This window comes from Microtetraspora malaysiensis (genome assembly GCF_001528665.1).
Lineage (GTDB): Bacteria > Actinomycetota > Actinomycetes > Streptosporangiales > Streptosporangiaceae > Microtetraspora_A > Microtetraspora_A malaysiensis.
Map to the genome: position 1 here is coordinate 412,625 of NZ_BBYJ01000005.1, position 26,098 is coordinate 438,722.

The following is a 26,098-nucleotide window of genomic DNA, read 5'->3' on the forward strand; positions in this document are numbered from 1 at the left end:
CCCTCGCCCGACGCTCGCCCGGGGCGCCTCTATCCGGTTCAGGTTCCAGACCGCCAGCCCAGCGTCGCGGACGCCGCCGACATCGGCACATCCGCTTAGCCGCCAGCTCCCGGCGGCGTATGCACAGCCGTGGGCTACTACCTCGCGCCCGGCACCCGCGTCCCCGTCATGCGCATGTACGCCACCGACATCACCCTCCGAGTGGGCGTCTCGCACGCCCGCGCCGCCCTCACCGACCTGCTGGACTTCGTCCACCGCACCGACTTTCCCGCCGAACGCGTCACCACCCTGCTCGCGGACTGGGACGACGCCCCGGCCGCGTACGCCGCGAAAGCCACGAAACTCGTTCTCCAGCGGGACCGGCTCACCGGCGACGCGGGGGCGGGCTCACGCGTCGCGCGCCCGTAGCAGCAGCCCACCGCACAGGAGCGCGGCGGCGGCCCACGCCGCGAGCACGGCCAGTCCGGCCCACGGGCTGAGCGGCAGGTCCGAGAGACGCGTGGTGGCCTGGACGGCGAGCCCCGCGTTCATCGGAGAGATCTGCCACAGGAGCTTCTGCCAGCCCGGATCGGAGACCATGAGGGGAACGGCCGAGAGGACGTAGAGCAGGCCGAACACGATCCCCATGGCGATCGCCGCGTCCCGTACGGCGACCGCGACGCCGAGACTGAGCAGGGCGATGAGCGCCAGATAGAGGACCGAGCCCGCGGCCGCCCGGAACGTCGGGCCGTCCGCCAGGGACAGCAGCGGCTGGCCGTGTTCGGGGACGAACCCGTTGCCGGGCAGGATGAGCCGCCCGGCCAGTACGGACGCGAGCACGGCGCCGGTCGCCGCGAACAGCGTCACCCCGGTGAGGACGGCCGCCTTGGCGGTCAGGACGGCGACCCGGCGCGGCATGGCGGTGAAGGTGGTCCGGACCAGGCCGGTGCCGTACTCACCGGTGATCACCAGCACGGCCAGGACGGCGACGATCGCCTGGCCCACCTGGACCCCCATGAGGGCGAGCTTGGGAACGTCGTAGGCGCATCCCGCGGGCGGGCAGGAGACCACCGCGGCCGCGGCGGCGCTCGCGGCGGGGGTCAGGGTGACGACGGCCAGCAGCAGCCAGCCGATTCCAGGCAAGGTGCGTAGTTTGGTCCACTCGGCCGACAGATGCCGCTTCATGCGTCCCTCCGGCGAATCCGGACGACCGCCAGCCCGAGGGCCAGCGCCGCGTAGGCGCAGAGCACGGAAAGGCCGGCCCAGGGGGCCAGCGGGTAGTAACCGGCCGACGGCGCGTAGTACGAGATGACGTGCGGATACTCGGGGATGCTCTGCTGGACGGCGAATCCGGCGGCCGGGGTGAGCCGGAGCAGCCACTGGGCCGCGCCGACCGGCAGGACGGACGTGGTCGCGAGGACGTGCGGCACGATGATGACGGCGACGGCCGCGGTGACCGCCGCGGCGCTGTTCCGGAACAGGGCGCCGAGAGCGAACGCGAGGACGGCGGAGACGGCCGCCAGCGCCGCGACCCCGGCGATGACTCGCAGCTCGGTGAAGGTGTTCACCGGGAGGACGGGGTTGCCGTTGGAGCGCAGGATCCGTGTGCCGACGACGACCGTGATGCCCGCCGCGGCCGACCCGGCGACGAACGTCACCGTGCCGATCACCGTGGCCTTGGCCGCCAGCACCCGGCCGCGCCGCGGGCCGGCGAGGAGGCTGGTGCGAATCAGGCCCCGCCGGTATTCGGCGGTGACGAACATGACCGCGACCACGATCACCCCGACGAGGCCGGCCGGCAGGCCGGAGAGGGTGCTTTCGATCCGCTGGCCGTCCCCGAGCGGCGCGATGTCGCCGACCCCGGTCACGGTGTAGGTGTCGCCGGACTGCGCGAACCCGCCGGGATGGTGGGGCGTCGACCCGTCGGGCTCCATGGTCACGCCGATGTCGTCGCGCTCCCATGCGCCGCCGGACGTTTCGCCCTCCACGGCGACCTGGTCGAAGTCGGCGATGGCCTCGGTGAACCGGCTCTGCTGGATGCTCCCGCCGAAGTCGGCCTGCTGGACCGTCAGATCGCCCGGAGAGGCGACGAAGAACCCGACCTGCACCGTGTCGGGCAGACCGGCCGGCCGGGCGGTGCCGACCACGGTCCAGTGCCGGCCGTCCGCCGACTCATAGCCGGTGAGCTCGTCCCCGGCGCGGGTCAGCCGCAGCCAGCGCGGGGAGCCGTTCGACACGCCGCCCGGGCGGCCGGCGATGTCCTGGGTGAAGTCGTACTGCATCCGCACCCCGTGGCCGCCGGTGACCATCGTCGCCGCGTACGCGGATCCTTGCCGGGTTCCGTCCTTGACCATGACCCCGGCCTTCGCCCACGGCACGACGCCGTCGACGACGTTGCGCGCCCCCTGGGTGACGTCAGGTTTGCGGATGTGGCCGGTCATGGAGCTCACGCGAGCCGTGATGCCGCCGTCGCCGGTCAGCGACCTGTGCACGAAGTAGAAGCGGTCGTCCACCGCTTCCCCGCCCGGCCCGACCGGAGTGGCGGGGCAGACATCGGTCGGACCGCCGCACGAGGTGTGGCTGCCCGACGCGGCGACCAGCCCGAGCGTCACGATGACGAGCGGCGCGATCGCCAGGCCGAGCACCCAGCCGCGTACCGTCCTGAACTTGGTCCACTCGGCGCGGAGCAGGCGCCGGAAGCCACCGCGTGACGGGGCCGTTCCGGCGCTCATCGGCCCGCCTCGGCGTCCGCCGCGCGGAACTCGACCGCGTTCCGGGTGAGCTCCATGTAGGCCTCCTCCAGCGTGGCCCGGTCGGCGGCCACCTCCGAGAACGGCACGGCGCCGGCGGTGAGTGCCGCCACGACGCGTTCGGCCGCCAGCCCCGAGACGGTGATCACGTCGCGGTCGGCGCCGGCCACGGTGGCCCCGGCCCGCGACAACACCGTCGTCGCATGCTCCCGGGCCGTCGTACGGAGCCGGACCCGGTCACGGGACACGGCGGCGATCAGCTCGGCCACGGTGGTGTCGGCCACGACCCGGCCCCGGCCCACCACCACGAGACGGTCCGCGGTGTCCTCCACCTCGCTCATCAGGTGGCTGGAGACCAGGACGGCGCGGCCCTGCGCGGCCAGCGAACGCAGCAGGCCGCGGATCCACACGATGCCCTCGGGATCGAGGCCGTTCACCGGCTCGTCCAGCATGAGCATCGGCGGGTCGCCGAGCAGCGCGGCGGCGATGCCGAGCCGCTGCCGCATGCCGAGGGAGAAGCCGCCGGCCCGGCGGCGGGCCGCCGATCGCAGGCCGACCTGTTCGAGCACCTCGTCGACCCGCTTGGCGGGCAGCCCCTGGGAGTGCGCCAGCCACAGCAGATGGTTGCGCGCGGTACGGCTGGGCTGCAGCGCCGCGGCGTCGAGCAGGGCGCCGACGTGGGTCAGGGGTGTGCGCAGGCTCCGGTACGGCCGCCCACCCACCAACGCGGTGCCCTCGTCGGCCGCGTCCAGGCCGAGGATCACCCGCATCGTGGTGGACTTGCCCGCGCCGTTGGGGCCGACGAAGCCGGTGACGTGTCCCGGGGACACGGTGAAGGACATCCCGTCCAGCGCCACAGTCTGGCCGAACCGCTTGCGCAGGCCGTGGACTTCGATGGTTGCGTGCATGGCTCCGGTTGTACGGACCCGGACCTAACACGGCCCGAACGAGCCCTGTCACATCGTTGTTAGGTCGGGCGCGGCATCCTGAAGGTCGGCACCGAGCAAGGAGATGACCGATGAGGACGCTGCGTCGTATGGCCCTTGGGGCCCGCACCGTGCGGTGGCGGTTCACCGCCCTGTACGGCGTCATGTTCCTCATGTCCGGTGCCGGACTGCTGGTGATCAACAACCTGGTGGGACTGTGGGGGACGCAGTCCAGCCACGCCGCGCCTCCCGGCGCCGCGCCGGACCGGCCGGACACGCTCGCGGCCGCCATGGAGCTCAACCAGCTCCTCCAGGCCGAGTTGTCACAGGTGAAGGCGGCCCAATCTCGTCAGCTCCTGGTCGGCTCGATCGTCGCGCTGGCCGTCATGGCCGTGGTCTCGGTCGCGCTGGGCCGGATCGTCGCTGCCCGGGTGCTGCGCCCGCTGCGCACGATCACCGCGGCCACCCGCCGGATCTCCGCCGACGACCTGCACAAACGCCTGGCCGTGGCGGGCCCGGCCGACGAGGTGAAGGACCTCGCCGACACCATCGACGGACTGCTGGAACGCCTGGAGGCGTCCTTCGCCGCCCAACGCCGGTTCGTCGCCAACGCCTCCCACGAGCTGCGCACCCCGCTGACGACCATGCGGGCCTCGCTGGACGTGGCCATGGCCAAGCCGGATCCGGTGCCGGCCCAGACGGCCGCGCTGGCCGACCGGCTCCGCGCCGAACTCGACCAGGTCGACCGGCTTCTGGAGGGCTTCCTCATCCTCGCCCGCGGCCAGCACGGCGCGTCATCCGACGGCACGGCGTTCTCCCTCGGCCGCGCGGTGTCCGCGGCCCTGGACGCCCACGCCGCCGGCATCGCGGCCAAGGGACTGACCGTTCACGACGGTACGGTCGACGACCGCGCGTGGACGCGGGGGGACCCGACACTGCTGGCCCGGATGATCGACAACGTGATCGACAACGCCGTCAGGCACAACCACGACGGCGGCTGGATCCGGTGCGCGACCGGGGCCGAGGGCGAGAGCGCGCTCCTCGTCGTGGAGACCGGCGGGCCCGTTCTCGATCAGGGCCAGGTCGCGCTGCTGGCGCGGCCGTTCCAACGGCTCAGCGCGGACCGGACCGGCTCCGACAACGGCTCGGGGCTCGGCCTGTCGATCGTCGCCGCCGTCGCCGAGGCGTACGGCGGCGGCCTGGAGCTGCGTGCCCGGCCCGAAGGCGGCCTCCGGGTCGCCGTCTCGCTCCCCCTGACGAGCGCGCGGGCGGGTGTCCCGGCGTGAGAGTCCTGGTAGTGGAGGACGCGCGCGCCCTCGCCGCCGTCCTGATCGAAGGGCTGTCCGACCAGGGCATGGCCGTGGACGTGGCGTACGACGGCCTGGAAGCCGCGGCCAAGCTCGACCTCAACGCCTACGACGTGGTCGTCCTCGACCGCGACCTGCCGGGCGTCCACGGTGACACCCTCTGCCAGATGATCAGTGAGCGCGACGACCGCGTCATGGTCCTGATGCTGACCGCGGCCGGCTCGCCGGGCGATCGGGTCGCCGGCCTGACTCTGGGCGCCGACGACTACCTCGCCAAGCCCTTCCACTTCCCGGAGCTGGTCCTGCGCATCCGCTCCCTGGCCCGCCGCCAGCCCTCCGCCCGCCCTCGAACCCTGCGCGCGGCGGGCATCGAACTCGACCCCTTGCGCCGCACCGCCACCCGGGACGGCCGGCCGCTGGACCTGTCGGTCAAGGAGTTCGCCCTCCTCGAAGCCCTCCTGCGCGCCAGTCCCGCGTTCCTCAGCAGCGAAGACCTGCTCGAACAGGTCTGGGACGAACACGCCAACCCGCTCACAAACACGGTCACCGTCACCGTCGGCCGGCTGCGCCGCAAGCTCGGCGATCCCCCGGTCATCTCCACCACGCCCGGCGTGGGCTACCGGATTCGTCCGTAGTGCCGGCAGGCCCGAGACGATCCACAAGAAGACGTCCAAGCGTCCCCACCACTTCACTATGACTTCAAGCTTAGAGCGAAAATAGCACTCGATCACTTCAAGCTCATAGTGATCAACCGTTTGCATCGCTTCATGCTTGAAGTTACGGTGAGGGCGTGGAAGAGCACCAGAAGCGCGAGGAGGCGCCCGTCAGGCACCAGCTGGACGCCGACGAGCAGCAGCAGTGGTACGCGTTCGCCTATGTCCTCACCCAGCTGCCGGCTGCCCTGGAAGCGCAGATGCAGCGGGACGCGGGCATCGGGCACTTCGAATACATGACGCTGTCGGCGCTGTCCGGGGCGCCCGAGCGCACCCTGCGCATGAGCGATCTGGCGCATTACGCCGGCAGCACGCTCTCGCGGCTGTCCAACGTGGTCGCCCGGCTGGAAAAGCGCGGCTGGATCCGGCGCCGACCGGACCCCACCGACGGCCGCTACACCTTGGCCACCCTCACCGACCAGGGCCAGGACACGGTCGCCGGCGCCGCACCGGCCCACACCGAGGAAGTGCGCCGCCTGGTGTTCGACCCGCTTACCAAGGCGCAGCAGCGCCAGCTGGGCGCCATCGCACAGCGCATCCTGCGCTCGATGGACGCGCCCTGCCCCACCGACTGGTCACCCGCTGATCCCCGCTGATCCTGGATCACCCACCGCACATCCCGCATCCCGTCCCCGGGTGCTCGTTCGGGCCCGGCAGAGCAAGGAGAAGGTTCCGTCATGCCCACTCTCGCCATCGTCGGAGCAGGTCCGGGTCTCGGCCTGTCGATCGCCAAGGTCTTCGGCGGCCACGGCTTCAACGTCGCTCTGATCTCCCGCAGCAAGGACCGGCTCGATGCCCTGGTGGCCGAGCTGGGCGGGGCCGGTGTCACCGCCGCCGCGTTCCCCGCGGACGTCGCCGACCCCGGCCAGCTCACCGCCGCCCTCACCGAGGCGGCCGCCCGCTTCGGGCGCATCGACGTCCTGGAGTTCTCCCCGCACGCCGGTCTCACCATGGTCCAACCCCAAGACGTCACCCTGGACGCGCTGCGCCCACAGGTCGACGCCCTGCTGTTCGGGGCGGTAGCCGCAGTGCAGGCCGTGCTGCCCGCCATGCGCGAGGCCGGCTCCGGCACCCTGCTGTTCACCACCGGCGGCGGCGCCATCGCCCCCTACCCCATGCTCGCCACCGCCAACATCGCGCAGGCCGGCCAGCGCAACTGGGCCCTCAACCTCCACAAGACCCTCGCCGACCAGGGCATCTACGCCGCCAACGTCGCGATCAACCTCATGATCGCCGACGCCGGCCAGGCCCTCGATGGCGTTCCGCACCGCGCCCCGGACGACATCGCGCAGGACTACTGGGAGCTGTACACCCGCCGCGAGGCGGCCGAGCACTTGATCGGCTGAGAGCCGCGGGGACCGGGCGACCGCCCTGGGGCGATCCGCTGAGCCGGACATGTCAGCTCAGGCAGTCACGAGCCTTGGCGGAGCGGGACCCGATCGACCGGATCCGTCCGCATTCCGCGATTTGCGGCGTGTGCGGTGAGGGCGCCGATCGCGCAGATGATCGCAAGCCCGAACAGGACATACCGCGCCGAGTCGAGCATCGACCCGCCACCCAGGTTGACCAGAATCCCGGCGACCGCCGTACCGAACGCGATTGACAGGCTCGTCATCGTGGCGATCGCCGCCGCCGCCCGTCCTCCTTCCTGTGGATCCCGGGTGCTGGACATCGCGGCCACCGACAGGTGCGGGTAGGTGAGGCCGATGCCCGCACCGGCGACGAACAGCACCGGCGCCAAGCGGGTGGGGCGGAGGGCGGGATGAGGGCCACGCCCTCACCTCCGCCATTGGTTGAAGGCCGCCTTGCACCTCCAGGTTCAGGCTCACCGGCCATGGCCATGGAGCGGTTCTGCGCATCGCCGGTCCGCGGCGCAGCCGTAGGGCCGGATGTCTCGACAGCCGGCTCCGCGCCGCCGGGCTGTTCGCGGTCGTCATCACTCATGACTTCAAGGCTGTCGCTGAACTATCCCCGGAGACTTTCCGCCGCCTGTCGTCGACGGTGCTGCGCCGACGCATGGGGAAAGCCTCAAACCCCGGTGGAACCTTGCCGCCTCAATACCAATGGCGGACAAGCCGCTGTAGTCAACAGCGGGCACGCACCGATCTGAACACCGCCTACCGGAACTTCTTCACCTCGATCACCGGCAGACGCAAGAGGCTGAAGGTCGCCCCGTCCGCTTCGATCCAAGAGGAGGAAGGCGCGGTGGGGTTGGCCGGCATCCAACGAAAAGTGTTGCCGGGCGGCGAAGGGGCGGCCCAAGCGGGGAAGGTGATGTTGTCGGGGGGCGTCATGACGGCTTCCTGGTGGTGGCAGTGGCGGCGGCGCGGCGCCAGGCGGCCTGGCGGAGCAGGCGCAGGCCGTTGAGGCCGACGATGACGGTGGAGCCCTCGTGCCCGGCGACGCCGAGCGGCAGGGGCAGCTCGCCGAGCAGATCCCAGGCCACCAGCACGGCGATGAACGTGGCGGCGATGACGAGGTTGGCGACGACCAGGCGGCGGGCGCGCCGGGCCAGGGCGATCACGGCGGGCACGGCGGCCAGTTCGTCGCGGGTGATGACCGCGTCGGCGGTGTCCAGGGCGAGGTCGGATCCGGCGCGGCCCATCGCGATGCCGATGTGGGCCGAGGCCAGGGCGGGGGCGTCGTTGACGCCGTCGCCGACCAGCGCCACCCGCGCGCCGCTGTCGTGAAGTTCGCGGACCGCGGCCACCTTGTGCTCAGGCAGCAGCCCGGCCCGTACGTCGGTGGCGCGGATGCCGGTGGCGGCGGCCACCCGGGCGGCGGCGCGCGGGTTGTCGCCGGTCAGCAGCATCGGTGCGGTCAGGGTGAGGGCGCCGGTGTGGGCGATGGCCGCGGCAGCGTCGGGCCGCACGCGGTCGGCCAGGCCCAGCACCGCGACAGGAATCCCGTCCAGCTTCATGATCACTGCGCTGTGCCCGGCGTCCTCCAGTTCGGTCACCACGGCGCCGTACCCACCGTCGTCGTCGGGGGCGGCCTGCGTCGCGGCCGTGGTCTTTCGCTCCTGCGGGTCGTCCTGCGGGGAAGGTGCGGGGCGGCCGATCTCGACCAGCCGCCCGTGCACCCGGGCGCGCACGCCCGAGCCGGGCACCGCCTCGAACGAGTCGGCGCCGGTCCAGATCAGCCCCTTGTCGAGGGCCGCGCGGACGACGGCGCGGCCGAGCGGGTGTTCGGAGCCGTCCTCGGCCGCGGCGGCCAGCGCCAGCAGGGCGTCGGCATCGGCGCCGACGGAGGCGGCGGGCAGGGGGCGCAGTGCGGCCAGATGCGGGCGCCCCTCGGTGAGCGTGCCGGTCTTGTCGAAGGCGACCTGGGTGACGGTGGCCAGGTGCTCCAGCACCACGGCGGACTTGACCAGCACGCCGTTGCGGCCGGCGGTGGCGATGGCGGCCAGCAGCGGCGGCATGGTGGCCAGCACCACCGCGCACGGCGAAGCGACGATCATGAAGGTCATCGCCCGCACCAGCGCCTCTTGCAGCGGCACGCCCCAGGCCAGCGGGAGTACGAAGACGGCCAGGGTGGCGGCGACCATGGCCAGGGAATAGCGCTGCTCGATCTTTTCGATGAACAGCTGAGCGCACGCCTTGGTGGCACCGGCCTGCTCGACCATGGCCACGATGCGGGCGATCACCGTGTCGGCGGCGGGCCGCGTCACGCGCACGCGCAGCACGCCGAGGCCGTTGAGGGTGCCGGCGAACACCTCGTCCCCGGGCCGCTTGTCCACCGGCAGGCTCTCGCCGGTGATGGTGGCCTGGTTGACGTCGCCGGCGCCGGACACGACCTGGCCGTCGGCGCCGATGCGTTCCCCGGGCCGGACCACGATGACGTCGCCCACCTTGAGGTCGGCGGTGGGGACGACCTCCTCGTCCTCCGCCTCGGTCAGGCGGGTCGCCCGCTCGGGGGCCAGGTCCAGCAGACCACGGACCGAGTCCTCGGTGCGTTTGGTAGCCACCGCCTCCAGCGCGCCGGAGGTGGCGAAAATGACGATGAGCAGGGCGCCGTCGAAGACCTGCCCGATCGCGGCGGCGCCGATGGCCGCGGCCACCATGAGCAGATCGACGTCCAGCGTCCGCTCGCGCAGCGCCCGCAGCCCGGCCAGGCCCGGCTCCCACCCACCCGCGGCGTAGCAGGTCAGATACAGGGCCCACCACAGCCACGACGGGGCTCCGGCCAGCTGGGCGATGCCACCGACGGCGAACAGCGCGGCTGCCGCGGCCGCCCAACGCACCTCCGGCAGCGAGCAGGCCCCGGACCGCCACCAGCGGACCTGCCGGGAGGCCGCCGCTGGGGGTGCGGCGACGGGCGTTCTCAGATCGGTAGTCACCGAGGCATCATATGTGCGCATGCACGCAGGTATGCAAATAGTGAAGGCTCAGGGATATGCTGGATTCATGCACACCTCGCTGCCTGACTTCGACATGCCCAACGAGGAACAGGTGCACTTGGCCGCCGAGTCGTTCCGGCTGCTGTCCGACCCCACCCGCATCAAGATCCTTTGGGCGCTGCTGCAAGGGGAGTCTTCGGTGGCCTGCCTGGCCGAACTCGCTGACGCCGCCCCCACCGCGGTCAGCCAGCACCTGGCCAAGCTGCGCCTGGCCGGGCTGGTCAAGGGCCGCCGCGAGGGCACCTTCGTCTACTACAGCGCGGCCGACGAACACGTGCGCCGCCTTCTCGCCGAGGGTCTGTTCCACGCCGACCACATCGACCGCGCCGACCAGGCCGGTGGCCGGGCTTCCGCCATGCCCGCACGTACTGCCTTCTAATCTGGGACTCCCCCGGACGCCTCGGAGGGGCTCCGGCGCGCTGTTGCCGACGATCGCTCGCCACAACGCATCAACGCGGTCGCGCTGTGCCCCAGCTACGGCGAGCCGACCGCCGAGCCGGCGCGTGCCGCGGAGGAGGGGCGATGAGTGACGCGTGCGGCTGCGGCTCCACCGAGCCTCGCGAGCAGGGGGCCGAGGAGGAAGAGCGGGAGCCGCAGCGGCTATGGCAGGTCAGCGAGCTGCGGTTCGCCGCCGCCGCGGGCATCGGGCAGGTGCACGCCGACCTGCGTCCGCAGGACAAGTCCGCCATCGTGGCGGACATGCGGCGGGCGCGGCCGACCGCGATGGTCGGTGACGGCGTCAACGACGCACCCGCTCTCGCCGTCGCCGACGCCGGGATCGCCATGGGCGCCATCGGCACCGACGTGGCGATCGAGACCGCCGACGTCGCCTTGATGGGTGAGGACCTGCGCCATCTGCCCCAGGCGCTCGCGCACGCCCGCCGCTCCCGGGCGATCATGCTGCAGAACGTCGGCCTGTCCCTCGCCTTGATCGGTGTGCTGATCCCGCTGGCCGCCTTCGGCGTGCTGGGCCTGGCCGCGGTCGTGGCCGTGCACGAACTCGCCGAGATCGTCGTCATCGGCAACGGCGTTCGCGCCGGGCGTGCCAAGCCACTGCCCCTGGCCCAGCAGGTGAGCCCCGCGCTCGCACCGGCGACGGCGGGAGCGTGAGCACGCACGCATGACCACGCCCCCGCAGCCCGGCCACCGGCCACGCGGAGCCCGAACGGCCCCGGTAGGCGGCCCGCCGAGGGCGTGTCCGTTGGAAGCGTGAACGCGTCCGGCTCGCGGAGGCCGGCCAGGCCGGGTCGGTGTGAGGATCGGGACATCCCCCGAGCGGCAGTCGCCGCCCCGATCCAGGAGGTTCTCGTGATCATTGCCATGGTCGACTTCGACATCGCCGCTGCCGACCGTGCGGCGGCCCTGGCCCAGGTCGACAGCGTTCGCGACGAGGTGCGCGCGATGCCGGGTAACGTCGCCTACCGGGCGTACGCCTCCCGGGAGGACGCGACCCGGGTAACCGTGATCCACGAATGGGACGACGAGGAGTCATTTGCCGGCTACCTGAAGTCAGACTCCTTCGCACGCTCTGGTGAGGTGCTTCGGCCGATGATGGTCGGGTTGCCGGTGAGCCGGCGCTTTCGCGCGGAGTTGCTGGAGACCGTGGCCTGACCGGTGTCATGGCGGCTCCCTATGATTGGTCGATGCGAGGCTGCGGATGAACCGGAAGGCGTACAGCTTCGTCCGCACGTTCCCGCAGGAGCCCGCTCGCGCGCTTGAAATGGACGGCCATTACCTGCTCTGCGCCTCGGCCGGTGCCCTCCGGCTCGAGGCGCAGGGCCAGGCGTGGCTGCTGCCGCCGGCACGGGCCGCCCTGATCGAGGCGGGCCAGGCGATCAAGGTGAGCATCCCGCAGCCGGTCACGACCGCGTCCGTGCTGTTTGACCCCCGATTCACCGCGGCCCCGCCGGCGCCGTTGACCGTGTTCGACCTCAGCCCTCTGGCACGCGCGCTGGTCAACGAGTGCGGCACCTGGGGCGAGAGCGACGAACCTCTTACGGCGTACGCCGAGACACTTTTCACCGCACTCGCCGCGGTGTCCTGGCGGCTCGCCGAGCGGCCGAGTCCAGTCGTCGTGCCGGCGGGGCGATCACCGGAGCTACGTCGAGCCCTGCAGTTGACCGAGGAGCGGCTCGGCGGCGAGCTCCGCTTCGAGGACGTGGCAGAGGAGGTGGGCCTGGCGCCACGGTCGCTGGCCCGGCGCTTCGAGGATGAGACCGGTATGACGTGGCGGGCGGTCCTGCGCCGGATGCGGATCCTGCGTGCGATCGAAGAACTGGCTGCGGGCGATACTCCGATCACCAAGATCGCGTTCGCGGTCGGCTACACCTCACTGTCGGCGTTCAACGCCGCGTTCCGACAGCTGACCGCCCGCACGCCCACGGAGTACCGAGCCAGCTTCCGGCCCTGACCAGGTCCGGGCTCACGGCGGCGATCAGGTCCGATGCGGTGTCGTGTCAGCGGCCGCGTCAGCACCGCGACGGCCCGGTATCAGGGCGGTCGGCGATCGTGGATGCCATGAACGGATCAGCGATCGCGGTCTCGGGGCTGCGAAAGGCATACAAAGACAAGGTCGTGCTCGACGGCATCGACCTTGATGTCCGTACCGGCACGATCTTCGCTCTGCTCGGCCCCAACGGCGCCGGGAAGACCACGACGGTGAACGTGTTGACCACGCTGCTGTCCCCCGACGCCGGGAAGGTGGTCGTCGCCGGGCACGACGTGGCCACGGAAACGAAGGCGGTGCGCGCGGCCATCGGGGTCACCGGGCAGTTCGCCTCGGTGGACGACCTGCTCACCGGCGAGGAGAACCTGCTGCTGATGGCGGATCTCCTGCACCTGCCCAAGGCGGAGGGCAAGCGAGTCGCCGGCCGGCTGCTCGACCGGTTCGATCTGGCTGAAGCGGCGGGCAAACCGGCGTCCTCCTACTCCGGCGGCATGCGCCGCAAGCTGGACCTCGCCATGACGCTGGTCGGCAAGCCGCAGATTATTTTCCTGGACGAGCCCACGACGGGACTCGATCCGCGCAGCCGCCGCACCATGTGGGAGATCATCCGGGAACTGGTCGCCGGCGGCACGACCATCTTCCTCACCACCCAGTACCTCGAGGAGGCCGACGAACTCGCCGACCGCATCGCCGTACTCGATCAAGGCCGGCTGGTCGCCGAGGGCACCGCCGACGAGCTCAAGCGCCGGGTTCCCGGCAGCCACGTCCGGCTGCGGTTCACCGACCGGCACGCGCTCGACGTCGCGGCACAGGTCCTGCACGCGTCCACAAGGGACGACGAAGAGCTGACCTTGCGGGTACCCGGCGACGGCGGGGTGCGGTCATTGCGCGCGCTGCTCGATCGGCTCGATCGGCATTCCATCGACGTCGAGGAACTGTCGGTGCATACACCGGACCTGGATGACGTCTTCCTCGCCCTCACCGGTCACGGGAACAAGGAGATCAACGCACGATGAACGTCATCTCAGACTCCGCGACCATGCTGCGGCGCAACTTCCGGCACACGATGCGAAATCCGGTGGCGCTGTTCAACGGCATCATCATGCCGATCTTTCTGATGTTCCTGATGGTCTACGTATTCGGCGACGCGTTCAGCGTCGGCGTGAACTACGCCGATTACGCGACACCGGGGCTGATCCTGACGACCGTCTGCTACGGCATCGGCTCCACCGCGATCGCGGTGAATTCCGATATGACGAACGGATTCATCAACCGGCTTCGCGTCATGCGGGTGTCCCGGGCCGCGGTGCTGAACGCGCACGTGATCGAGACCGTGCTGCGGAGCCTGGTGGCCATCGCGCTCGTCACCGGGGTCGCGCTGCTGATGGGATTCCGGCCGTCGGCGAGCTTCGCGGAGTGGCTCGGCGTGATCGGCATCGTCGTGTTGACGGTGGTGGCGATCGGCTGGCTGACCGTCGCCTTCGGCCTCGCGGCGAAAACGCCGGAAAGCGCGGGCATGGCCGCTGTCCCGCTGATGCTGCTTCCCTTCTTGAGCAGCGCGTTCGTGCCGGCCGACAAGATGGGGCCGGGTGTGCGGCAATTCGCGGAGTACCAGCCGTTCACCTCGGTCATCGAAGCCCTGCGCGGGTTGCTGACCGGCACGCCGTCGGCGGGCTCGGCCGTCAGGGCGGTCGCCTGGTGTGTCGGGCTGGCGCTGATCGGCTACCTGTGGGCGCGCCGGTCGTTCACGAAGCGAGGGTGATCTCGGCCAGTTCGCGCCAGTCCCGCCGCTGCCCGTCACGGATCGCCTCGGTGAACACGGTTTCACCGAGGCGATTCCGCGTCTCCGCGGTGATCCTGGAAACGTCCGGCAGCGAACGATCCGGCGTGCCGCGCACGCCGTCGCTCGCCGCGAGCAACCGCGCGGCCTGCTCGTCCTGTCCCTGGCGCAGCGCGAGATCCGCGATCCCGACCAACACCTCGGCGATCAGCGGCTGGTACGCCGTCTCCGCCGCCGCGCGGAACGCCTCGCTCCGATGCGCGCGGGCCGTCTCGAGGTCCGCGGTGAGGTAGCCGGACAGGTCCATGGCCTTGGCGCGGATCCAGCCGCTCACTTCCTCGCTGCCCGGCGTCGCCCGCACCGTGTCCAGGTGCCGGCGTGCCTCATCCGGCTCGCCGCGCCAGCGCGCCAGCTGCGCCTTCGAGAGCGCCAGCTCGGCAAGCGCGTCCGGCCAGGTGATCCCGCCCGCGCACCGCTGCGCTTCGGTCATGGCGGACGTGCTGGATCGCTCATCGCCGAGCAAGCAGTACAGCTGAGCCTGCCGCAGCCGCAGGCTGACCACTTCCTCCCGCACGCCCAGCTCGGTCAGCGCCGTGCCCGCCTCTTCGTAGTGCTCACACGCGCGGGCGAACTCGCCGCACATGGCGAGCCGATCGGCCAGGAACGCCAGCGCCAACGAGATCCCCATCCGGTCACCCAGCGTGCGGAACTCGGCCAGGGCGATTTCGGCGTCGATGTCCACATCAGTCTCGTCACCGCCGAGCGTGAGCCGGAATCGGCCACGCGTGAGCCTGGCCTGCGCGCGCACCCATGGATCGTCATCTGCGACGAGCGGCTCCAACGCGGGCAGGAACCCCGTCGGCTCGTGCAGCATCCGCTCCCAAAGCCCGACGAACCCGAGCATGGGGTGGCGAGACCCGCTGCGCCGGGTGACCCGGTACGCCTCGTGGATCCACTCCCGCGCCTGATACTGATCGCGGCCGACCCCGGAGGTCAGGAACACTGTCACGATGGTGTACGCCAGCGCCCGCACCTCATCGGGCACCTCACCGGGCATCGAAGCCGCCGCGATGCTCAACTCGGTGCCCTCGGCCCGGTGCCCGCTGAGGAACCAGTGCCAGCCCGCCGCCCCGACCAGCCGCATCGCCTTGTGGGCCCATCCCTCGGCGATCGCCCCGCGCAGGGCCGTACTGATGTTGTCGTGCTCGGCGTCGAGCGTGGCCAGCCATTCCAGCTGTTCGGCCCGGCGCAGGTGCGGATCGGCCGTCTCGGCCAGCTCGGTGAAGTAGGCGAGGTGCGCCCGGCGGGCCGACACGGTCTCCCCGGCTTCGGTGAGCCGGTGCGCCGCGTACTCCCTGATGGTGTCGAGCATCCGGTAGCGCGGCGTGCCCTCGCCGTCGGCGAGCAGCAGCGACTTCTCGATCAACGCGGTGAGCACGTCGAACACCTGCTCCCCGGCGAACGCCTCGTCCCCGCACACCCGCTCGGCCGCTTCCAGGCTCGCCCCGCCGGAGAACACCGAGAGCCGCCGCAGCACGCCGCGTTCGGCCTCGGTGAGCAGATCCCAGCTCCAGTCCACGACCGCGCGCAGCGTCTTGTGCCGGGAGAGCGCCGTACGGCTGCCGCCGGTCAACAGGCGGAATCGGTCATCGAGCCGATGCGCCAGCTGATCGACGGTCATGGTGCGCAGCCGTGCCGCGGCCAGTTCGATCGCCAGCGGGATCCCGTCGAGTGCCCGGCAGATCCGCGCCATGGCCGCCAAGGTGGGCGCGTCGGAGCCGATGTCCTTGCGTACCAGATCCGCGCGGTCCCGCAGCAGCCGCACCGCGGGCGAGGACCCGACCTCGGAGGGGTCCGCTCCCTTCGCGGGCAGCGCGAGTGGCTCGACCAGCCACAGCACCTCCCCGGTGATGCCGAGCGGTTCCCTGCTCGTGGCCAGAATCCGCAGCCTCCGGCACTCCCCCAGAAGCCGATCCGCGAAAGCCGCGGCCGCCTCGATCACGTGCTCGCAGTTGTCCAGGATCAGCAGGATCGCGCGCTCCCGGACCGCGGCGATGAGCCGATCCATCGGCTCTCCACCCCGCGCGTCACCGAGCAGCGGCTGGTCACGCAGGCCGATCGCGGTGAGGGCGGCCTGCGCCAGGTCACCGCCTGCCCGGACCGAGGCCAGTTCGACCAGCCACGCCCCGTCCGGCAGTTCGGCGAGCATCGTCCGCGCGGTCTCGGTGGCCAGCCGGGTCTTGCCGGAGCCGCCCGGCCCCGTCAAGGTGACCAGCCGGTGCGTGCTGGCCAGATCGGCGACCGCGGCGATGTCATCGGCCGTGCCGACGAAACTCGTCAGCTCGGCGCGCAGGTTCGTCCTGCGGTTCTCCGCCCGCTCGCCCAACTCGCCCCGGAGCAACGCGGTGTGCAGCGCGGAGAGCTCGGCCGACGGATCGGCGCCCAGCTCCTCGGCGAGCCGCTCGCGCGTCCGCTGGTACACGGTCAACGCCTCGGTCCCACGCCCCGCCTCCGCGAGCGCTCGCATCAAGGCCGCCACGAACCCCTCACGCAGCGGATACGTGGCGACCAGCTCGGTCAGTTCGGAGACCAGCTCCGAGCCGCGGCCGAGGCGGATGTCCGCATCCACCCGATCCCCGAGCGCGGCAACGTACAGCTCGTCCAGCCGCGCGACCGCGGCGTCGAACGCATCGCTGCCGTGCAGCGCGATGTCCGCCATGGCCGTACCGCGCCACAACGCCAGGGCCGAGCGGAGCAGATCCGCCCGCGCCGCAGGCTCGGCGGCGCGGCCCTGACCGACCAGGTGCTCGAACCGGGCCACGTCCACGGCATCAGGGGTCACCGCCAGCCGATACCCGCCGGAATCCGCCTCGATCACGCCGTCCGGCAACACCCTGCGCAGCCGGGACACCAACGCCTGCAAGGCGTTCACTTCGTCCGCGGGCGGCCGTTGCCCCCAGATCCAGTCCACGAGCCTCGCGCGCGTGACGATCCGGCCGGGGTCGAGGGCGAGGACGGCCAGCAGCGCCCGCAGCCGAATCCCGGGAACCTCCACCACGGCTCCATCGCCGTTCCTGACCTCGAACGGTCCGAGCAATCCGACGCGCACGCCAGCAATTGTGCCGATAACCGCCCCCGCGCGCACACCGCCCGCATGCCGGCCCCAGGACAGCCGTCACCGGCCGGCGGTCACACCTCCCAGGTGACCGGGAGGCTCTTCACCCCGTAGACGTCGGCGGTCTCCGGGCGCAGGGCGACCTCTTCGGCCGGTACGGCCAGCCGCAGCGTGGGGAAGCGGTTGAGCAGTGCGGGGAGCGCGACCCGCATCTCGACGCGGGCGAGTTGCTGGCCCAGGCACTGGTGGATGCCGTGGCCGAAGGCCAGGTGCCCGCCGTCCTGCCTGCGCAGGTCGAGCACGTGGGGGTCGGTGAAGCGCCCGGGGTCGCGGTTGGCGGTGTTGTAGGACAGGATGACCGTCGTACCGGCCTTGATGGTGTGGCCGCCCAGCTCGACGTCCTCCAGCGCCGTCCTCATGAATGACTTGACGACGGTCAGATACCGCAGCAGCTCCTCCACGGCCCCGTCGATGAGTGCGGGCTCGGCGCGTAGCGCGGCCAGTTGCGCCGGATTCTGCAGCAGCGCGAAGGTGCCCAGCGCCAGCATGTTGGCGGTGGTGTCGAACCCGGCCGACAGCAGGATCAGGGCCATGCCCCGCAGCTCCTCGTCGGTCAGGTCGCTGTCGGTGAGGTCGCTGAGCACGTCGTCCGTGGGGTTGGCGCGCTTGGCGACCACCAGCTCCCCGAGGTACTGCTGGGTCGCGGTGTAGGCCGCGATCAGTTCCTCGTCGCTGGTCTCCCCGCCGAGGAACTTGTCGATCTGATCCTGGAAGCGGCCCCGGTCCTCGTACGGCACGCCCAGCAGTTCGCAGATCACGACGGCGGGGATGGGCTTGGCGAACGCGGTCACCAGGTCGGCCGACGGGCCGGCCTTCTCCATGGCGTCCAGGTGGTCGGCGGTGATCTGCTCGACCCGCTCGGTGAGCAGGCGCATCCGCCGTACGGTGAACTTGCCCACCAGCGGTTTGCGGTAGCGGCTGTGCTGCGGCTCGTCCATGAGGATGAACTCGCCGGGCGGCGCCGGGGGGACCTCGATGTCGCCGAAGTCGACCAGCGGGTGGTGGCGCATGAGCTCCCTGCGTGAGCTGAACCGCGAGTCGGCCAGGACCGACCGGACCAGGTCATAGCCGGTGATCAGCCAGCCCTGGTGTCCGTCGGGGAAGGGGAAGCGGCTGATCGGGCTGTGCTCGCGGGCGTCGATCAGCTCCTTGGGCGGGTCGAAGGGACAGCCGGGCCGGCGCGCGGTCGGCAGCGTGGTGACGGTGTGTTCCATGGCCATTCCTCTCCTCAGCCGTGGGATGCCTTGCGCAGCCCCGAGGCGTTCATGGCATCCACCATCGCCGACCGCCCTGATACCGGGCTGTCGCCGTGCTGACACGGCCGCTGACACGACACCGCGCGGCGGAAATCAAGGAGTGGATGGGAGCACGTCGAGGCCCAGGCACCGAAGTATTCCTGGGTCGCGAAGCGGACGACCGCCTCGGCCATCTGGCGCGGGGCAGGGGGCGGTCGTGCTCCAGCCACCAGGTGATCGCGCCCAGGGTCAGGTTGGCGGCGGGTCTCCACGCCGCCCCAGGAGCGCCGCGTACAGCCGGTGATGGCGCCCACCGCCACACCGTCGACGTGGCCTACTGATCAGCGTGGGCGGCTGAGGGCGGCCTCGGCCAGATCCGTCCATTTCTCGGCCGAGGAGTGGGGCACGACCACCCAGTCCTTTATCTCCCTGCCCTGCCCCATGGGGTCGAACAGGGACGCCCCGGCCAGCTGGAGCGCGGCTGTGTGTTCGGGGGTGTCTCTGACCAGCCGGAACACCATCGCGCCGTCGCGCTGCAGGCTCGCGAACACCTTCCCCGCCTGATCTTTGAGCGCGGGACTCCCCATCATCCTGGAGATCCGTACACCCAGATCGGCCAGCTCGGCGCCGACCTGCTTGAAATCCTCTTCCGCGCTCATCGTCAGTTGGTCCCAAACTCCATGGCGGTGTGGTCGAGCAGCTCGTCGTGGTCGGGGCTCTTCCCGCGTGACGCGATCGCCTCGGCCCCGCCTTCCGGCAGAACGGCGATCAGGCTAGTCGTCCGGGCGGTACCGATCAAGGCCGGATGCGGGGTGCCGACCATGCCGAGTCCCGCCGCCGGTCCTCGACTATGCGCGATAGATCATCATCAGCGTCGGCCAGGGCACATGCGAAGATCGGAGGTTAACGGCGATATCGCCCTGACGTCCTCGCTGGTCTATGACTGGCTCACCGACGTCCTGCCCGGCCCGGCCTACCCCGTTTCCCGAGGAGGGTCGGCTCACGCCAAGATCGGTACATGACGAACATGCCCATCGATCTGCGCGCCGCGCTGTCCGGTTTCGACCAGTTGTGGAGCCCGCGGATCGTCACCCGAGTGAACGACTACGACGTACGGGTCGCCAAGGTGGCCGGCGAGCACGTGTGGCACGCCCACGACGACACCGACGAGTTCTTCCTCGTCATCGAGGGCGAGCTGAGCATCGCCCTGCGCGACACGGCCTCCGGGGAGCGCGTCGTCGAACTCCCCCAGGGATCGGTCTTCGTGGTGCCGCGCGGCGTCGAGCACCGGCCCTCCTCCCCGCGCGGAGCCTCGATCCTGCTGTTCGAGCCGACCGGGACGTCGAGCGTCGGCGACCGGCACGACGAGATCCCCGGCCACGTGGACGCCACAACCGGGCACCCGCTCGCCTGAGCGGGTGCCCGGCGCGCGGCGGCCGGAGATGAACCGGTCGCCGCCGCACGGGGTGCCGCGACGAACTGCTTGCTTCTGAAGCGCGCGGGGTCGCGATGACGACGCGGGAACTACGACGTCCCTGGCACGCGAACCCGAGCGGGCTCGGTCAGGGCAGCGGCCAGCGCGGTCACCTCGGCTTGTGCCGTGGCCAGCGAACTCGCCGCCGAGGACCGGAAGCCGGCCAGGTGCGGGACCAGGTCGGCCAGGGTCATCTCGGCGGTGATGAAGGAGAGATTCCCGTCGGAAACGCCGTGCTTCGCGAAGTACGCCCGCAGGTAAGAAGTCTGGAAGTCCCAGGCCTCCATGGGGGTGCCGGGGCCGTAGGCGCCGCCTCGTGTGGTGATCACCACGACCTTGGTGTCGCGCAGCAGGCTGTCCCCGGTGCCGGGGGCACTGAACGCCCCGGGGAAGCTCACCCGGTCGATCCATGCCTTCAGTGAGGCGGGTATCGAGAAGTTGTACATCGGGGCGCCGATCAGCACGATGTCGGCTGACAGCAACTCGGTGATCAATGGGTGGGTCAGCTCCCATTCACGCCGCTCGGCCGGGCTCGCGATCAGCTCGCCCACCCTTGCCGGCGGGAGGAGGCCGTCTCGCTCCACCCGCCTGCCCAGCGCGCAGTAGGCACTGTCCAGCGGCGGCACCGGGGCGGCGGCGAGGTCCCGGTACGTGTATCCGGCCGAACCGTGCCGGGCCCTCCAGGTGTCCGCGAACAACGCGGTCAGCCGCCTGCTGATCGACTCGTCGGAACGATTGGCACTGGAATCCACGTGCAGCAAGGACGTCATGGTCTTCTCCTGTCACCTCAGTTACGTCGGATACGTCAAAGGAGGCGACGGAACGAATCGTGGAAAGGTGACCGGGTGAACGAGCATGACGGGCTGGCGGAACGGTTCGAGGAGCAGCGGGGCCAGTTGCGCGCGCTCGCGTACCGGATGCTCGGCTCGCCGAGCGAGGCCGACGATGCTGTGCAGGAGACGTGGCTCCGCCTGGGGCGGATCGACGTTCAGCGGGTGGACAACCTGGCCGGCTGGCTGCGTACCGTGGTGACCCGCATCTGCCTCGACATGCTCCGCTCCCGCAGGTCACGGCGGGAAGATCTCGTTGAGCAGCAGGTGCTCGACGAGGTCTCGACCCCCGCTCGGGGGACCCAGCCGGAGAGCGAGGCGGTGCTGGCCGACGCCGTCAGCAACGCGCTGCTCGTGGTACTCGACACGCTGAGCCCCGCCGAACGGATCGCGTTCGTGCTGCATGACATGTTCGCCGTGCCGTTCGACCAGATCGCCCCTATCGTGGAGCGCACGCCCGTCACCACGAAGAAGCTCGCCAGCCGCGCGCGCCAGAAGGTCCAGGGCATGCCGCTGGTCTCGGCGACCGACCTTGTCCGGCACCGGCGAACCGTCTCCGCGTTCCTGTCCGCCGCGCGGGCCGGCGACCTCGATGGGATCCTCGCCGTGCTGGCTCCGGACGTGGTGCGGCGTGCCGATCCGGCTGCCTTGGCGCCGGGCGCGGCGACCGAGGTCCGCGGTGCCCGGGCCGTGGCGGAAGGGACCGTGGCGCTTGCCCACAGGTCGCGGCTCGCCGAACTCGCGCTGGTGAATGGCGCGGTGGGGGTCGTCGTGGCTCCTCAGGGCCGGCTGGTCCTCGCAGTCACCTTCGCGATCGAGCACGACAAGATCATCGAATACGACGTGATCGCCGATCCCGCGCGCCTGAGGAACCTCGATCTTGCCGTGCTCAGTTCGGATCGCCGGGAGTGAAGGTCTCCCCGATGGAGTGTGCCGCGTTCGGACAGGACAACCCCGGCGTCGGCCTCGACGGCGGTTCTATGAGCGCGTCGCCTCGTAGTCCGGGAGCCCGGCCGGGGCGGTCCGGGTCGCCGGGCGCATGGTCAGGATCAGTACGGCCAGTCCGGCGAAGATGACCGTGGCGACGACGCCGGTGACGTGCAGGCTCGCGGTGAACGCCTCCCGCGCGGTGTGCAGCAGTTCCGCGCCCTGGGCGGCGGGAAGACGCCGGCCGGCGGCGACCGCGTCGGCCAGCGAGTCGGACGTGCCGCCCATCCGGCTGCGGTAGACCACCCCGGCCACCACGCCGAGCAGTGCGAAGCCGAGCGAGCCGCCGAGGTAGTTGCCGGTCTCCGACATCGCCGCCGCCGAGCCGGCGCGCTCCGGCGGCACGGACCCGACGATCAGGCCGGTGCCCAGCGCGAACAGGGGGCCGGTGCCCAGCGCCAGTACGGTGATGCCGATCATCACCAGGGGCAGGGCGCCCGCACCGTCGACGCCGACCAGCAGCAGGCTGCCCAGCGCCGACCCCACCAGCCCGCCGGCGATGGCGGTCGTCTGCTTCATCCGCCGGGCCAGCGCCGGCGCGGCCATGGTGCCGACCGCCACGCCCAGGCCCATCGGGGCGAACAGCATCGCCGAAACGACCGGTGAGAAGCCCAACACGCTCTGCAGGTACTGGGTCACCAGCAGGCCCGTACCGGCCATGGCGATGCCGGCGAAGACCAGCCCGATGAGCACGGCCGTGAACGGGCGGTTGCGGAGCAGCCGCAGGTCCAGCAGCGGCGTCTCCAGCCGCAGTTGCCGGCGTACGAACAGGAAGCCGATGGTCGCGCCGACGACGAGGGCCACCGCCGGCACGACTGGCGCACTCTCGACGGTCAGCTGCTTGACGCCGTAGACCATCGAAAGCACCGCCACGAGCGACAGTCCGACGCTGGCCGGGTCCAGCCGGCCGGCCCGGTCGCTGCGGAACTCGGGCAGCAGGATCGGCCCGGCGATCAGCAGCAGCGTCATCGCCGGGACGGCGACCAGGAACACCGATCCCCACCAGAAGTGCTGGAGCAGGAATCCGGCGAGTACGGGCCCGAGCGCACCGCCGGCGAACTGGCTGGTCGCCCAGATCGCGATGGCCTGCCCGCGCTGCCGTTCGTCGTGGAACATGTTCGTGATCAGGGCGAGCGTGGACGGCGTCAGGGTCGCGCCGGCGACGCCCAGCAGCGCTCGCGCGACGATCAGCATCAGTGGGTTGACCGAGAAGGCGGCCACGACCGACAGCACCGCGAACGCCGCTGCGCCGATCATCAGCAGGCGCCGGCGGCCGATCCGGTCGCCGAGCGTACCCATCGTGATGACCAGGCCGGCCACCAAGAATCCGTAACTGTCGCTGATCCACAGCTGTTGGACGTTGGTGGCGCCCAGGCCGGCGCTCAGCTGCGGGAGCGCGAGGAGCAGCGCCGTCATGTCCAGCGCGACGAGGAATGTCGGCAGAACCAGGACGACCAGTCCCAGCCATGCCCGGTTGACTCGCATATCCGAAACCCCTTGTTCTCTCGATGTCTCGCCGGTTGGTCGGAGCGGCCGGGAGCTTCTTGACATCGGTACGGAAGGAAATCTCGCGCGTCCGCCACGGCGCGGCTCGCGGTCCGGGCGATGCGGCGACGACTCGTGAAAAAATTCTGGAGGGGATGTCAAGACGACGCCGACGGCTCCGACCATCTGGTCGAAGGGCCCAACCGGGGCTCGTGAATCACAAGGAGCACCACATGCAGTTCCTGATCAGCATGCACATCAACCCGGCCGTGCTGGACGCGCTGACCGACGAGGAGAAGGCGGCGATCGGCGGCGGCCACGGCACGTTCATCGAGGCGCTGAAGAAGTCCGGCGAGCTGATCACCACGCAGGCGCTGATCGACCCGTCACAGGCCGCCGTGGTGTCCGTACGCAACGGCCAGCCGGTGGTGACCGACGGACCTTTCCTGGAGTCCAAGGAGTATCTGGGCGGCTTCTACCTGATCGACTGCGAGAACAAGGAACGGGCGATCGAGCTGGCGGCGCAGATCCCGGACGCCGCGATCGAGGGTCTGGGTGTCGAGGTGCGGCAGGTGATGTTCGCTGACGGACAATTGGAGGCATGACAGCATCAGCCATCGAGGACCTGCTGCGCGAGCTCGCGCCGCAGGTCCTCGGCGCGTTGGTACGCCGGTACGGCCAGTTCGAGGGGTGCGAGGACGCCGTGCAGGAGGCCGTCCTCGCCGCCACCGTGCAGTGGCGGGCCGAGGGAGCGCCGGACAACCCGCGCGGCTGGCTGATGACGGTCGCGTCCCGGCGGCTCATCGACCAGATGCGCAGCGACCACGCGCGCCGCGAGCGGGAGTGCGCGACGGCCGCCGAGGCGGCGCCTGGAGACGTGCCGGACACCGACGACACGCTCGTCCTGCTGTTCCTGTGCTGCCATCCGACGCTGACCGCGGCCTCCCAGACCGCTCTGACGCTGCGGGCGGTCGGGGGCCTGACCACTGCCGAGATCGCCCGCGCGTTCCTGGTGCCGGAGGGCACGATGGCGGTCAGGATCAGCCGGGCCAAGCAGCGGATCAAGGCCGCCGGCAGCTCGTTCACCCTGCCGGACGGCGCGGAGCGCGAGGAGCGGCTACGGGTCGTCCTGCACGTGCTCTACCTGATCTTCAACGAGGGCTACATCGCCTCCTCGGGCAGCGAGCTGCACCGTCCCGACCTTGCGCACGAGGCGATCCGGCTGGCCCGGATGGTGCACGCGCAGCTGCCCGAGGACGGCGAGGTGACCGGGCTGCTCGCGCTGATGCTGCTGACCCATGCCCGCCGGGAAGCCCGTACGACCGCGGCGGGCGACCTGGTGCCGCTGGACGAACAGGACCGTACGAAGTGGGACCGCGGCCTGATCGACGAGGGCGTCCAGCTGATCAAGGGGTCGCTGGCCGGCCCGGAGCTGGGGCCGTACCAGTTGCAGGCCGCCATCGCCGCCACGCACGCCGACGCGGCCACGGCCGAGGAGACCAACTGGCCGCAGGTGCACGCCCTTTACCTGATCCTGGAACGGATCGCGCCCAACCCGATGGTCACCCTCAACCGGGCGATCGCGCTCGCCGAGACCGAGGGGCCGTCGGCCGGACTGGCCCTGCTGTCCACGTTGGACGGTGACGAGCGGATGGCCGGGCACCACCGGTTGCTGTCCGTACGGGCGCATCTGTTGGAGAAGGCCGGTGACATGGCCGGGGCGTACGAGCACTACCGGCGCGCCGCGAAGGCCACCGCCAGCATTGCCGAGCAGCGCTACCTGGAGTCCCGGGCCGGCCGGGTAAGAATGTGACTTTGGCGATTGGCGGCGGCGTGGCCCGGCGCATTGGCCACGATCTCGAACGGTGACTCAGGATCCGGATCCGATGTACTGGTCGGCATACTCCGTGGAGGGCGCGATGGGTGTGATGACGTCGATCAGGACACCGTTCGGATCGGCCACGATGAAGTGCCGCTGCCCGAAGTCCTCGCTGCGCGGTTCGAGTTCGGCTCGCAGGCCCTCGCGAACGACGAGCCGCTCCCACTCCGCGTCCACGTCTTCCACCTCGAAGTTGAGCAGCAACCCTCGCACCGGAACGCGGTAGGCCTCGGGCAGCGTCGGGTGGCGGTAGTCGAGCAGCGCGAGCTCGTACGGCAGCGCTCCCGCCCGCCGCAGGCTCACGTACCAGTCCGCCGCAAACGTGGTCTCGAACCCGAAGAGCCTGGTGTAGAAATCGCGCGACTCCTGAAGCCGGGACGTTGGACGAGGCCGCCTCGGCCCGCCACCTGGGCGAAGCGCTCACCACCCTGATCGAGGTGGGAACGATCGCCCGGCAGCCGGTCGCGCCGCTCGCTCACCTGTTGTCGGGAGCGATGAACGAGGCGGCCCTGTGGCTGGCCGGGTCGGCGAACCACGGCGAGGTGAATCCCGGCGACCTGGCCGACACATGGGCCGCCCTGTCCCGGATGCTGGAGGCGCTGCGCATCGGCTGAGCCGGCCGGCCTGCCGATCGATGACGACCGGCGTCCCGGAGATTTCTGCAAAGAAGTCCGGGAGGGGGTGTCGGATCGGGGTGGTGGTGTTCGTAGCAGGGGTGAGACCGTCCACAGAG

Annotated in this window: 25 protein-coding genes and 4 pseudogenes; 16 read left to right on the forward strand and 13 right to left on the reverse strand. The window is 70.9% G+C overall.

Features of this window, described 5'->3' with window-relative positions; all coding sequences use genetic code 11:
- Nucleotides 1-129 precede the first annotated feature (129 nt).
- Nucleotides 130-408 (forward strand): hypothetical protein, encoded by a 279-nt coding sequence (locus AWQ71_RS04815; RefSeq protein ID WP_067127178.1) that lies wholly within the window; start codon nt 130-132, stop codon nt 406-408.
- Here the strand turns inward: AWQ71_RS04815 and AWQ71_RS04820 are convergent.
- From AWQ71_RS04820 to AWQ71_RS04830, 3 genes are read right to left on the reverse strand one after another with little or no spacing between them, the layout of a single operon-like run.
- Nucleotides 388-1,164: an ABC transporter permease gene (locus AWQ71_RS04820; protein WP_067127181.1), complete on the reverse strand. Its 777-nt coding sequence runs from the start codon at nt 1,162-1,164 to the stop codon at nt 388-390. The genes AWQ71_RS04815 and AWQ71_RS04820 overlap by 21 nt on opposite strands.
- Complete coding sequence (locus AWQ71_RS04825) at nt 1,161-2,711, reverse strand: DUF1349 domain-containing protein (RefSeq protein WP_067127184.1); 1,551 nt, start codon at nt 2,709-2,711, stop codon at nt 1,161-1,163. The genes AWQ71_RS04820 and AWQ71_RS04825 overlap by 4 nt, the downstream gene beginning before the upstream one ends.
- Nucleotides 2,708-3,637, reverse strand: coding sequence for an ATP-binding cassette domain-containing protein (locus AWQ71_RS04830; RefSeq protein WP_067127186.1), 930 nt, complete (start codon nt 3,635-3,637; stop codon nt 2,708-2,710). The genes AWQ71_RS04825 and AWQ71_RS04830 overlap by 4 nt, the downstream gene beginning before the upstream one ends.
- Before the next feature lie 110 nt (nt 3,638-3,747).
- Here AWQ71_RS04830 and AWQ71_RS04835 point away from each other — a divergent pair, with 110 nt between their 5' ends.
- From AWQ71_RS04835 to AWQ71_RS04850, 4 genes are all read left to right on the forward strand, one after another.
- Complete coding sequence (locus tag AWQ71_RS04835) at nt 3,748-4,941, forward strand: sensor histidine kinase (protein WP_067127189.1); 1,194 nt, start codon at nt 3,748-3,750, stop codon at nt 4,939-4,941.
- Nucleotides 4,938-5,597 (forward strand): response regulator transcription factor, encoded by a 660-nt coding sequence (locus tag AWQ71_RS04840; protein WP_084258514.1) that lies wholly within the window; start codon nt 4,938-4,940, stop codon nt 5,595-5,597. The genes AWQ71_RS04835 and AWQ71_RS04840 overlap by 4 nt, the downstream gene beginning before the upstream one ends.
- 155 nt (nt 5,598-5,752) lie before the next feature.
- Nucleotides 5,753-6,271 carry a MarR family winged helix-turn-helix transcriptional regulator gene (locus AWQ71_RS04845; protein WP_245658111.1) on the forward strand — a complete coding sequence of 173 codons (519 nt, stop codon included), beginning with the start codon at nt 5,753-5,755 and terminating at the stop codon, nt 6,269-6,271.
- Nucleotides 6,272-6,352: 81 nt separating this feature from the next.
- Nucleotides 6,353-7,021 carry an SDR family oxidoreductase gene (locus AWQ71_RS04850; RefSeq protein WP_067127192.1) on the forward strand — a complete coding sequence of 223 codons (669 nt, stop codon included), beginning with the start codon at nt 6,353-6,355 and terminating at the stop codon, nt 7,019-7,021.
- Nucleotides 7,022-7,086: 65 nt separating this feature from the next.
- Here the strand turns inward: AWQ71_RS04850 and AWQ71_RS04855 are convergent, their stop codons facing one another.
- The 3 genes from AWQ71_RS04855 to AWQ71_RS04860 all read right to left on the reverse strand — a co-directional run bounded on the left by AWQ71_RS04855 (nt 7,087) and on the right by AWQ71_RS04860 (nt 10,014).
- Entirely contained in the window at nt 7,087-7,407 is a 321-nt protein-coding gene (locus AWQ71_RS04855) for a hypothetical protein (protein WP_174550672.1), read from the reverse strand.
- A gap of 385 nt (nt 7,408-7,792) precedes the next feature.
- Nucleotides 7,793-7,969: a hypothetical protein gene (locus AWQ71_RS41335; RefSeq protein WP_157570176.1), complete on the reverse strand. Its 177-nt coding sequence runs from the start codon at nt 7,967-7,969 to the stop codon at nt 7,793-7,795.
- A complete protein-coding gene (locus AWQ71_RS04860; RefSeq protein ID WP_369407184.1) occupies nt 7,966-10,014 on the reverse strand; it encodes a heavy metal translocating P-type ATPase in 2,049 nt (682 codons plus the stop codon). Before AWQ71_RS04860 ends, AWQ71_RS41335 begins: the two co-directional genes overlap by 4 nt.
- A gap of 67 nt (nt 10,015-10,081) precedes the next feature.
- Between AWQ71_RS04860 and AWQ71_RS04865 the strand changes: the two genes are divergently transcribed.
- The 6 genes and pseudogenes from AWQ71_RS04865 (at nt 10,082) to AWQ71_RS04890 (ending at nt 14,282) form a co-directional block, all read left to right on the forward strand.
- Complete coding sequence (locus AWQ71_RS04865; RefSeq protein WP_067127201.1) at nt 10,082-10,453, forward strand: ArsR/SmtB family transcription factor; 372 nt, start codon at nt 10,082-10,084, stop codon at nt 10,451-10,453.
- 248 nt (nt 10,454-10,701) lie between these two features.
- Nucleotides 10,702-11,184 (forward strand): annotated as a pseudogene (locus tag AWQ71_RS04870) (HAD-IC family P-type ATPase); the annotation flags it as partial.
- A 198-nt stretch (nt 11,185-11,382) separates the two neighbouring features.
- Complete coding sequence (locus AWQ71_RS04875; RefSeq protein WP_067127208.1) at nt 11,383-11,685, forward strand: putative quinol monooxygenase; 303 nt, start codon at nt 11,383-11,385, stop codon at nt 11,683-11,685.
- A 46-nt stretch (nt 11,686-11,731) separates the two neighbouring features.
- Nucleotides 11,732-12,484: an AraC family transcriptional regulator gene (locus AWQ71_RS04880; RefSeq protein WP_067127211.1), complete on the forward strand. Its 753-nt coding sequence runs from the start codon at nt 11,732-11,734 to the stop codon at nt 12,482-12,484.
- 107 nt (nt 12,485-12,591) lie between these two features.
- Nucleotides 12,592-13,536, forward strand: coding sequence for an ATP-binding cassette domain-containing protein (locus AWQ71_RS04885; RefSeq protein WP_067127215.1), 945 nt, complete (start codon nt 12,592-12,594; stop codon nt 13,534-13,536).
- A gap of 23 nt (nt 13,537-13,559) precedes the next feature.
- Entirely contained in the window at nt 13,560-14,282 is a 723-nt protein-coding gene (locus tag AWQ71_RS04890) for an ABC transporter permease (RefSeq protein ID WP_281195440.1), read from the forward strand.
- Here the strand turns inward: AWQ71_RS04890 and AWQ71_RS04895 are convergent.
- From AWQ71_RS04895 to AWQ71_RS41340, 4 genes and pseudogenes are all read right to left on the reverse strand, one after another.
- Nucleotides 14,266-17,409, reverse strand: coding sequence for an AfsR/SARP family transcriptional regulator (locus AWQ71_RS04895; protein ID WP_067127220.1), 3,144 nt, complete (start codon nt 17,407-17,409; stop codon nt 14,266-14,268). The two genes, AWQ71_RS04890 and AWQ71_RS04895, sit on opposite strands and share 17 nt — an antisense overlap.
- Before the next feature lie 80 nt (nt 17,410-17,489).
- The gene (locus AWQ71_RS04900; protein WP_157570177.1) at nt 17,490-18,689 is read right to left on the reverse strand and encodes a cytochrome P450; all 1,200 of its coding nucleotides are present in this window, start codon (nt 18,687-18,689) and stop codon (nt 17,490-17,492) included.
- A 362-nt stretch (nt 18,690-19,051) separates the two neighbouring features.
- Nucleotides 19,052-19,369, reverse strand: coding sequence for a hypothetical protein (locus AWQ71_RS04905; protein WP_067127225.1), 318 nt, complete (start codon nt 19,367-19,369; stop codon nt 19,052-19,054).
- Nucleotides 19,370-19,371: 2 nt separating this feature from the next.
- Nucleotides 19,372-19,545: pseudogene (locus tag AWQ71_RS41340) on the reverse strand (argininosuccinate synthase); the annotation flags it as partial.
- A gap of 183 nt (nt 19,546-19,728) precedes the next feature.
- Here AWQ71_RS41340 and AWQ71_RS04910 point away from each other — a divergent pair.
- Complete coding sequence (locus AWQ71_RS04910) at nt 19,729-20,124, forward strand: cupin domain-containing protein (RefSeq protein WP_067127228.1); 396 nt, start codon at nt 19,729-19,731, stop codon at nt 20,122-20,124.
- 110 nt (nt 20,125-20,234) lie between these two features.
- Here the strand turns inward: AWQ71_RS04910 and AWQ71_RS04915 are convergent, their stop codons facing one another.
- Nucleotides 20,235-20,954, reverse strand: a complete 720-nt coding sequence (locus tag AWQ71_RS04915) for an FMN-dependent NADH-azoreductase (protein WP_067127232.1) — start codon at nt 20,952-20,954, stop codon at nt 20,235-20,237.
- Nucleotides 20,955-21,029: 75 nt separating this feature from the next.
- Here AWQ71_RS04915 and AWQ71_RS04920 point away from each other — a divergent pair, with 75 nt between their 5' ends.
- On the forward strand, nt 21,030-21,926 hold the full coding sequence (locus AWQ71_RS04920) for a sigma-70 family RNA polymerase sigma factor (RefSeq protein ID WP_067127234.1): 897 nt from the start codon (nt 21,030-21,032) through the stop codon (nt 21,924-21,926).
- A gap of 66 nt (nt 21,927-21,992) precedes the next feature.
- Here AWQ71_RS04920 and AWQ71_RS04925 read toward each other — a convergent pair whose 3' ends face one another.
- Entirely contained in the window at nt 21,993-23,486 is a 1,494-nt protein-coding gene (locus AWQ71_RS04925) for an MFS transporter (RefSeq protein ID WP_067127236.1), read from the reverse strand.
- A gap of 233 nt (nt 23,487-23,719) precedes the next feature.
- Here AWQ71_RS04925 and AWQ71_RS04930 point away from each other — a divergent pair, with 233 nt between their 5' ends.
- Nucleotides 23,720-24,091 (forward strand): YciI family protein, encoded by a 372-nt coding sequence (locus tag AWQ71_RS04930; RefSeq protein ID WP_067127239.1) that lies wholly within the window; start codon nt 23,720-23,722, stop codon nt 24,089-24,091.
- Nucleotides 24,088-25,299, forward strand: a complete 1,212-nt coding sequence (locus tag AWQ71_RS04935; protein ID WP_067127242.1) for an RNA polymerase sigma factor — start codon at nt 24,088-24,090, stop codon at nt 25,297-25,299. Before AWQ71_RS04930 ends, AWQ71_RS04935 begins: the two co-directional genes overlap by 4 nt.
- A gap of 57 nt (nt 25,300-25,356) precedes the next feature.
- On the opposite strand, the pseudogene AWQ71_RS04940 reads toward AWQ71_RS04935, so the two are convergent.
- Nucleotides 25,357-25,746, reverse strand: a pseudogene (locus AWQ71_RS04940) (VOC family protein); the annotation flags it as partial.
- On the opposite strand from AWQ71_RS04940, the pseudogene AWQ71_RS04945 reads away from it, so the two are divergent.
- Nucleotides 25,746-25,979: pseudogene (locus AWQ71_RS04945) on the forward strand (TetR family C-terminal domain-containing protein); the annotation flags it as partial. The pseudogenes AWQ71_RS04940 and AWQ71_RS04945 sit on opposite strands and share 1 nt — an antisense overlap.
- Nucleotides 25,980-26,098 lie beyond the last annotated feature (119 nt).

What these genes read in the sequence shown, in the direction of transcription:
- AWQ71_RS04830 (WP_067127186.1), bottom strand. Translation starts at nt 3,637, where the DNA reads ATGCACGCAACCATCGAAGTCCACGGCCTGCGCAAGCGGTTCGGCCAG.
- AWQ71_RS04890 (WP_281195440.1), top strand. Translation starts at nt 13,560, where the DNA reads ATGCTGCGGCGCAACTTCCGGCACACGATGCGAAATCCGGTGGCGCTG.
- AWQ71_RS04880 (WP_067127211.1), top strand. Translation starts at nt 11,732, where the DNA reads ATGAACCGGAAGGCGTACAGCTTCGTCCGCACGTTCCCGCAGGAGCCC.
- AWQ71_RS04905 (WP_067127225.1), bottom strand. Translation starts at nt 19,369, where the DNA reads ATGAGCGCGGAAGAGGATTTCAAGCAGGTCGGCGCCGAGCTGGCCGAT.
- AWQ71_RS04915 (WP_067127232.1), bottom strand. Translation starts at nt 20,954, where the DNA reads ATGACGTCCTTGCTGCACGTGGATTCCAGTGCCAATCGTTCCGACGAG.
- AWQ71_RS04910 (WP_067127228.1), top strand. Translation starts at nt 19,729, where the DNA reads ATGACGAACATGCCCATCGATCTGCGCGCCGCGCTGTCCGGTTTCGAC.
- AWQ71_RS04935 (WP_067127242.1), top strand. Translation starts at nt 24,088, where the DNA reads ATGACAGCATCAGCCATCGAGGACCTGCTGCGCGAGCTCGCGCCGCAG.
- AWQ71_RS04825 (WP_067127184.1), bottom strand. Translation starts at nt 2,711, where the DNA reads ATGAGCGCCGGAACGGCCCCGTCACGCGGTGGCTTCCGGCGCCTGCTC.
- AWQ71_RS04820 (WP_067127181.1), bottom strand. Translation starts at nt 1,164, where the DNA reads ATGAAGCGGCATCTGTCGGCCGAGTGGACCAAACTACGCACCTTGCCT.
- AWQ71_RS04925 (WP_067127236.1), bottom strand. Translation starts at nt 23,486, where the DNA reads ATGCGAGTCAACCGGGCATGGCTGGGACTGGTCGTCCTGGTTCTGCCG.
- AWQ71_RS04850 (WP_067127192.1), top strand. Translation starts at nt 6,353, where the DNA reads ATGCCCACTCTCGCCATCGTCGGAGCAGGTCCGGGTCTCGGCCTGTCG.
- AWQ71_RS04900 (WP_157570177.1), bottom strand. Translation starts at nt 18,689, where the DNA reads ATGGAACACACCGTCACCACGCTGCCGACCGCGCGCCGGCCCGGCTGT.
- AWQ71_RS04835 (WP_067127189.1), top strand. Translation starts at nt 3,748, where the DNA reads ATGAGGACGCTGCGTCGTATGGCCCTTGGGGCCCGCACCGTGCGGTGG.
- AWQ71_RS04885 (WP_067127215.1), top strand. Translation starts at nt 12,592, where the DNA reads ATGAACGGATCAGCGATCGCGGTCTCGGGGCTGCGAAAGGCATACAAA.
- AWQ71_RS41335 (WP_157570176.1), bottom strand. Translation starts at nt 7,969, where the DNA reads ATGACGCCCCCCGACAACATCACCTTCCCCGCTTGGGCCGCCCCTTCG.
- AWQ71_RS04865 (WP_067127201.1), top strand. Translation starts at nt 10,082, where the DNA reads ATGCACACCTCGCTGCCTGACTTCGACATGCCCAACGAGGAACAGGTG.
- AWQ71_RS04930 (WP_067127239.1), top strand. Translation starts at nt 23,720, where the DNA reads ATGCAGTTCCTGATCAGCATGCACATCAACCCGGCCGTGCTGGACGCG.